This window comes from Flagellimonas lutimaris, from assembly GCF_003581615.1.
In the GTDB taxonomy this organism is placed as follows: domain Bacteria; phylum Bacteroidota; class Bacteroidia; order Flavobacteriales; family Flavobacteriaceae; genus Flagellimonas; species Flagellimonas lutimaris.
In genome coordinates this window covers 1-6,966 of record NZ_QXFH01000073.1, presented here as the reverse complement: position 1 = coordinate 6,966, position 6,966 = coordinate 1, and the positions used below count along the sequence as shown (strand labels likewise).

General features: G+C 42.3%; 8 protein-coding genes. 4 read left to right on the top strand and 4 right to left on the bottom strand.

Features of this window, described 5'->3' with window-relative positions; genetic code table 11:
- The 3 genes from D2V08_RS11985 to D2V08_RS11975 form a co-directional block, all read left to right on the top strand.
- Positions 1–371 (top strand): HipA domain-containing protein (locus D2V08_RS11985; RefSeq protein WP_147374107.1); only part of this gene is annotated, 371 nt, incomplete at its 5' end.
- 532 nt (positions 372–903) lie between these two features.
- Complete coding sequence (locus tag D2V08_RS11980) at positions 904–2,172, top strand: S41 family peptidase (RefSeq protein WP_182835533.1); 1,269 nt, start codon at positions 904–906, stop codon at positions 2,170–2,172.
- 83 nt (positions 2,173–2,255) lie between these two features.
- Positions 2,256–3,020 carry a hypothetical protein gene (locus D2V08_RS11975; protein WP_147374102.1) on the top strand — a complete coding sequence of 255 codons (765 nt, stop codon included), beginning with the start codon at positions 2,256–2,258 and terminating at the stop codon, positions 3,018–3,020.
- Positions 3,021–3,241: 221 nt separating this feature from the next.
- Here D2V08_RS11975 and D2V08_RS11970 read toward each other — a convergent pair whose 3' ends face one another.
- From D2V08_RS11970 to istA, 4 genes are read right to left on the bottom strand one after another with little or no spacing between them, the layout of a single operon-like run.
- Positions 3,242–4,069, bottom strand: coding sequence for a LytR/AlgR family response regulator transcription factor (locus D2V08_RS11970; protein WP_245980581.1), 828 nt, complete (start codon positions 4,067–4,069; stop codon positions 3,242–3,244).
- Positions 4,070–4,101: 32 nt separating this feature from the next.
- The gene (gene istB, locus D2V08_RS11965; protein WP_119608405.1) at positions 4,102–4,839 is read right to left on the bottom strand and encodes an IS21-like element helper ATPase IstB; all 738 of its coding nucleotides are present in this window, start codon (positions 4,837–4,839) and stop codon (positions 4,102–4,104) included.
- 23 nt (positions 4,840–4,862) lie between these two features.
- Complete coding sequence (locus D2V08_RS17605) at positions 4,863–5,450, bottom strand: Mu transposase domain-containing protein (RefSeq protein ID WP_245980580.1); 588 nt, start codon at positions 5,448–5,450, stop codon at positions 4,863–4,865.
- Positions 5,425–6,408 (bottom strand): IS21 family transposase, encoded by a 984-nt coding sequence (gene istA / locus D2V08_RS17600; protein ID WP_245980579.1) that lies wholly within the window; start codon positions 6,406–6,408, stop codon positions 5,425–5,427. Before istA ends, D2V08_RS17605 begins: the two co-directional genes overlap by 26 nt.
- A 26-nt stretch (positions 6,409–6,434) precedes the next feature.
- On the opposite strand from istA, the gene D2V08_RS11955 reads away from it, so the two are divergent.
- Positions 6,435–6,962, top strand: a complete 528-nt coding sequence (locus tag D2V08_RS11955) for a HipA domain-containing protein (RefSeq protein WP_245980578.1) — start codon at positions 6,435–6,437, stop codon at positions 6,960–6,962.
- Positions 6,963–6,966 lie beyond the last annotated feature (4 nt).

Sequence of the window (6,966 nt, the reverse complement as noted above, 5' to 3'; positions counted from 1 at the left end):
TAGTTTTTTGTTTTGTGACTGGAAATGAGGATATGCACCTTAAAAACTTTTCCCTAATTACAAAGAATGGCAAAACGACGTTGGCCCCTGCTTATGATCTGTTGAACTCCTCCATTGCGATTAAAAACCCTGAAGAAGAAATTGCATTGACCCTGAAAGGAAAAAAAAGTAATTTAAAAGCGTCAGACTTTACGGATTACTATGCGAAGGAGCGATTACAATTGAACGAAAAAACCATTGAAACCATACTTCAGGATATATTTCAGGCAAAGGAGAAATGGGAGGATCTTATATCGATTTCTTTTCTTTCCGATGACATGAAAGAAAAGTATTCCAAAATACTGGAACGTCGGTTGAAAATGTTTTATTGATTCATTTCAAAGTATCTTATATTCATGGTGATACGTTTGCCTATGATGTGTTTTTCTATACATGCAACTTCATATTGTAATTTCTTGATTAGATAATCGGATTTTTTCCGATTACGTATGCTTTTTGTAACAACTGTACGGACGGGGGTTACAAGTGTACATCGGCAAGGAGGTATTTAATGTATTTGAAAATGAAACGGAGGCACTGGAACCTATCTCTGCAAAGTCCTATAAAACATGGATTTTCAGTTTTTCCAGGTTTTATGCTATTCCGAATAGTTTACCATAAAAGGTTTATTGTTTTACTTGATTTTGTCCTCGCTAGTGAAACTTATCAATTCTATTCGTTCTTAATTCTTCAATAATTCGATTGGGGTTTAACATCTCCTAGTAAATTAATTAACCTTATGAATGCACTTACATCAAAAATAGAGTCATTCAAATCAAAATAGGGTTGTTGATAGCATTCTGTTGTATGGGTTGGGAATTAATAATTATCCTCGTGTCATTTATTAATTCAATATCAATCAAAATGAAACCATCATCATCATCATCATCATCAAAAGTCCATAATAAATTAAAGCAGGTCTACCTGTTTCATATGCTTGTGGTCTTGGTATTCTTATTTTTTTTGTCATGTCATACCACAACGGATCATAAAGTAAATAAGGAGGAACAAGATGTTATTAGCTCGATTACCAATATTCTTGAAAAAAATTATGTGGATAAGGAAATTGCAACTGAATTATCCCGGATGTTGAAGGAAAATAAAAGCTCTGGAAAATATGAAGGGTTGGATAATACTATTTTTGTTGCAAGGGTGAATAGGGATATCCGTTCAATAGTGAATGATAGGCATTTGCAAGTGATGACCAATTCACCTTCAAAGAAATTACCTTGGAGTAAATCATCAATTCTTAAAGTCGATGTTTTAGAGGGTAACATCGGTTATCTTAAACTTTCCGTTTTCCCCAATCCGAATAAGGAGTACTATGGTCAGATGGCCAATGCTCTAGGCCTCCTAAAGGATACAAACGGTATTATAATCGATTTAAGTGACAATGGGGGAGGGCATCCTGATGCAGTTTCAAATCTTTTGGGTTATTTCGTTGAGAACAAGACCCTCTATGATAGCTTTTATGTGCCATCTATCGATAAAAGTTTTGAATATACTACCCGTGGAGAGGTAAAGGGGCACAAATTAATGAATATGCCATTGGGGATTATTGTCAATGAAAGAACAGCTTCAGTGGCGGAGCTTTGTGCTTTGGCCTTTCAAAATCTCCAACTGGGAAAGGTTTATGGTACTACCACCATGGGTCTGGTAAACTTGGCAGAATACTACCCCATTAATGATTCCCTTTATTTATTGGCCAGTAAAGGAAAGCAGAAGAATCCATTTAATGTGAATATAGAGGATAAAGGCGTGATTCCGGACATCCGTAGCGATAATGCTATTGTGCAGGCCCACTTAGACCTTATAAAAAAAGCACATGGTAGTTCATTTAAGGACTGGTACAACAAGAGTTTGGGAAAAACACCGGTCAAGTTGAACGATTCATTGATAAATACCTATGTTGGCAACTACGGGTACCTTACGATAGGGAAAAAGGATAGTACTTTATATTATAATGATGAGATGGGCTTTTCCTATCAGATGATTCCCCTAAACGAAAACACCTTTGGCCTTAAGTTAAATTCCGATGAGCGATTCAGGTTGATTTTCAAGGAAAATAGGGGTGAAGTAATGTTGATCAAGAAGTATTTTGATGGTAGCGAGATTTCCTATGAAAGACTATGATGGTTTTTGTTCTATGCCTCGAATGTCAGGTCTTTTGTGAGATTCATGAATAATTCTTGCAGCATGGTAACAAATCAAAAAAAATGAAAAAAATATTCAGTGTATTCTACTTGTTGGTGCTAATCTTAGGCTGTAAGGAGGAAAAGGATTTTGAATTGGAGTCCTTGACCGAAAAGCCACCGGTTGTAATTTCTGAAAACGGTCCCGAAATATTTCAATATTGGGAATTTGAACGTTCAAGATATCTGTTCAGTGAAGATTTGGGGGAAATCAGCTATCTCCGGGCATATAAAGATTCCATTGCCGATGAACTCGGTCCGTCGGTGCTGAAGGATATATTGGATAACCAACGTATTCAATCATCCCTTGGTATCGTAGAAGGAAATCCAGATGGTTTGAGCAACTTTGAGTTGATACATAAGAATCAAATTGGCGAAGTGCGAGATTTAAATTATTTAGAAGCAGAGCTTCTTAATTACCAGGCCAGCAGGTTCCCATTGTTCAGTCAGCCCACAGAATTCCATGGTTTTGTTTTAATAAATGTGGACCGGGACCTTGTAAGGGTTTATTTTGGGGCAAATGACCAACCTTGGCCACCAAAACCAAAACCTATCATAGCCCATGTGGAAGAAGCTCTTGAAAAGGGTTGGAAATTAATGTATCATCTTCACAATCATTATGAAGAACCAAGTAATGGATATATCGGGGCAATGGCGCCAAGTTTGGCCGATGTACATTATTTTAAGGTCCTCGTTAAAAGATTTGGATTGCAAAAAGCGCTTATAACCAATGGCTTCACTACATTGGTTTTACCGGCGGCTGAATTTGACAAATTGAATTCGCATTAAATTTTAACACAACTATTTTCACCCGGACTCTTTTGGAAAAATATATAGTGGAAGTAGTTTAAAAGTGTGCATCGACTGTAATCCATCACTTCAATTGAACTTTATTCTAAAAAATTTGGTGTAACAGTTCATTTCTGGTCAAAAAAGCAATGATCGTACCATTTGAAATTATTTGGATTGGATATGAGCTTGAGGAACCTCGTTAATGTTATTTATCCTGTTTATTGTACACCCAATTTTTTTAGAAAGGACTTTTTATAGCTTTTACTGACTCGTAAAAGTATATTGGTGCTCATCTTAACATCCAACTCCCCATAGTTGGAGTTAATCAGCTCTTGTATATAATCGAAGTTGACAATGGTTGATCTGTGGATCCTTGCAAATGGGTATGGCTCTAAGTGTTTTGAAAGATTTGCCAAGGACTCCCTTAAAACGTGCTTCTTGTTTTGTGTGAATATTTCCGAATAATATCCTGATGCCCGTATATACATGATTTCCTTGGTCGGGATGAGCTGAATCTTATTGCCTAATTTGACCATGATCTTCCCGGAATTGAAAGAGGTATCCTTTTTGGATTGGCTGATGTGGTCTATCAAATCCTTCAGTCTTTTTTCGTATTCCAGGTTGCTGTCGTTCAAATGTAATTGCACCACCCGGTTGATACATTTATTGAAGCGCTCATCCTTAAAGGGTTTGAGCAGGAAATCAAAGGCAAAATGGTCAAATGCGGTAATGGCATGTTTGTCATAGGCGGTCACAAAGATGACCAATGGTGTGGACTTGATTTTCTTCAATATGTCGAAACCGGACATATATCCGAGATCTACATCCAAAAAAAGTACATCTGGATCAAGTGAATCTATTTTCGAAATAGCCTTGTCCGCTTCTGTGAAGGAAGCTATTATTTCAAATTCGGGATGGTCCTTTAATAGTTGCTCGATTCTCTTTACAGCAAGTAATTCATCGTCAACTACCACCGCTCTTATTTTATGGATGAGCCGGGTAAACTGAGCCACCCGCGCCGGACGAAAGTGAGCAGTGTAAATCAACTGCTTGGATTTGACCTGTCCGTGGGTTAAACTTAGTTTTTATTTTTCAATTTTCTTCTCATTGATTCACCTTTTATGTCGATTCTGTGTGCCGTGTGTACCAAACGGTCTAGTATGGCGTCGGCCAGAGTTCTCTCCCCGATGATGTCGTGCCATTTTGATACGGGCAATTGTGATGCAATTATGGTCGATCTCTGTCCGTGACGATCCTCGATGATCTCCATGAGCGCATGCCTGTTGATATTGTCCAGTGGCTTGAGCCCGAAGTCATCAAGTATCAGTAGGTCCTGTTTTTCAAGCTTGCCTATCTGTTTAGGATAGGAACCGTCCGCTTTTGAGGTCTTCAACATGGTAAAGAGCTTGGCCGTGTTGAAGTACATGACCTTTTTCCCCATGGAACAGGCCTGGTGGCCGATTGCGGAGGCCAGATAGCTTTTGCCGACCCCGGTGCTCCCGGTAATGAGGACATTCTCCCTTTTTTTGATAAAATCGCAGTTGCCAAGGCGCTGTACCTGGTTTTTGTCCAATTGTCTGGAAGGCCTGTAATCCACCGCCTCCATAACGGCAGCATACCTAAAGCGCGCCGATCTGGTCAGGCGTTCTATCCTGCGGTTATGGCGGTCGTCCCACTCGCATTGTACGAGGTAGGCAATGATCTCGTCATTGGTATAGTCGGTGTCCGTTCCGTTGGGCCCCAAGGTCGTTTCAAATGCCCTGTGCATGCCATGGAGCCTGAGCTCCTTCATCTGTTGTATTGTCCTTTCGTTCATATGTAGTATTTAAGTATTTGTCCCTATTCATAATATTTTCCGCCCCGTATGTTCTGGTGCTCGGGCATTTCCAGATTATCATCGGCGCCCTCATCAAGCTTGTCCCAGCCCTTTTTTAGGATGCGCTCGACCATATTGTAATTATATGCACCATATTCCGTTGCCCTTCTACAGGCGCTGTCAAGACGGTCCCTGCCATATTTCTTGGCAAGGTGCAGTACGCCAAGACAGGATTTATAGGATTGTTCGGGATGCTGCTTCTTGTCCAATATGGCCATGATGTAGCCTTGGCAGCTTTCCCCTATGTTTCCCGCCCAGGCAATGAACCTTTCACTGCTCCATTCGCTGACGAAGCGGTGGTGGGAGGGCATGTGCTCGGCCAAAGTGGTATAGCCGTAACGTTTCCTGTTTCTTCGGTGCACGGCCAGCCTTTCATGTTTATGGTAGACCTCGACCATACTGTCGGTATAGACAAGCTTTACCTGTTTGCCGATATGCCTGTAGTGTACGCTGTAATAGTGCTTGTCCCTGCCAAGGTAGATATGGCTGTTCTTGTGCACGGTGGCCTGGGCGTACCGTTTTATCTCATAGCGTTTTTCGGGCAGGGGCATCAGTTCCCGGCTTTCCACCTCGAGGAACAGTGAACGTCGGGAGTATTCCCTTCCCCTGAAGGACATGTCGTTGTGCTTTTCCAACAGTTCCCGGATCGCGGTGTTGATATCGGCCACACTGTGGAAGGTCTCGTTCCGTAAGGGCGCGAACACCCTTGTGTAGATGATTGCGCACGGCGTTCTCCACTATGGCCTTGTCCCTTGGCCTATAGGTGCGCGTGGGAAGGACCGCCGTTTCGTAATGCTCGGCAAAGTCGGCGAACACCTCGTTGACCTTTGGTTCATAGCGGCTGCTCTTGGTAACGGCCGATTTAAGGTTATCGGGCACCAGTGCCCTCGGCACACCGCCGTAGAACCACAGTGCGTTCTCGGTGCAGCGGATGAAGTCCTCGAGCTTCTGGCTGGCACAGGCCTCCACGTAGGTATACTGGCTGCTGCCCAGTATGCAGACGAACACTTCCAGTTCCTTGAGCTCCCCGGTGTCCCTCTCGACAATGGTGAGCTTCTTGCCCGTGAAATCGATGAACAGCTTGTCGCCGGCCTTGTGTTCCATCCGCATCACGGGGGAGGCCTCCTTTTGCCATTCGGCGTACCAGTACTTGAACTGTGAGAGCCTGAACCCATCGGGATGCTTGGCATAATATTCCTCCCAGAGCAACTGTCGGGTCACCCCGGTCTTTCTTATCTCCTTGTCAAAGTAGGGAAAGTACCTCTGTAGCTCGACCAGTTTTGGGCTCATTGGCCTTTGGTCGGTCTTGAAGAGGCCGTGCAGTTCCTCCAAGGTCATCTTCTCCACCTCATAGGCCGTCAGGCGGTAACGTTTGAAGAAATCGATGTACTTGGCCACCGTGTTGCGGGAGATGCCCAACTGCTGGCTTATCCGCCGTTTGCTCACACCCGAGGTGTGGAGCTTGAATATCCGTTTTATTTTTCGCATGTCTATCTGCTTGTTCGCCATGGTCCTTTTTCACAAAAAAAAGACCTTTGGCACATTACAGACAGATCAGGTCCAAAAGTGGCTCACTTTCGTCCGGCGCGGGTGGCTCACTTTCACCGGCCAGCTATGCTCACTTTGGTCCGGCGAAGGTGGTATACTATGTCCGGCGTTTCCAGGTTGAGAAAGTGGAATTCTTCAAGAGAATAGTTTTTTGTTTTGTGACTGGAAATGAGGATATGCACCTTAAAAACTTTTCCCTAATTACAAAGAATGGCAAAACGACGTTGGCCCCTGCTTATGATCTGTTGAACTCCTCCATTGCGATTAAAAACCCTGAAGAAGAAATTGCATTGACCCTGAAAGGAAAAAAAAGTAATTTAAAAGCGTCAGACTTTACGGATTACTATGCGAAGGAGCGATTACAATTGAACGAAAAAACCATTGAAACCATACTTCAGGATATATTTCAGGCAAAGGAGAAATGGGAGGATCTTATATCGATTTCTTTTCTTTCCGATGACATGAAAGAAAAGTATTCCAAAATACTGGAACGTCGGTTGAAAATGTTTTATTGATTCA

What these genes read in the sequence shown, in the direction of transcription:
- D2V08_RS11975 (WP_147374102.1), top strand. Translation starts at nt 2,256, where the DNA reads ATGAAAAAAATATTCAGTGTATTCTACTTGTTGGTGCTAATCTTAGGC.
- istB (WP_119608405.1), bottom strand. Translation starts at nt 4,839, where the DNA reads ATGAACGAAAGGACAATACAACAGATGAAGGAGCTCAGGCTCCATGGC.
- D2V08_RS11980 (WP_182835533.1), top strand. Translation starts at nt 904, where the DNA reads ATGAAACCATCATCATCATCATCATCATCAAAAGTCCATAATAAATTA.
- istA (WP_245980579.1), bottom strand. Translation starts at nt 6,408, where the DNA reads ATGGCGAACAAGCAGATAGACATGCGAAAAATAAAACGGATATTCAAG.
- D2V08_RS17605 (WP_245980580.1), bottom strand. Translation starts at nt 5,450, where the DNA reads ATGCCCCTGCCCGAAAAACGCTATGAGATAAAACGGTACGCCCAGGCC.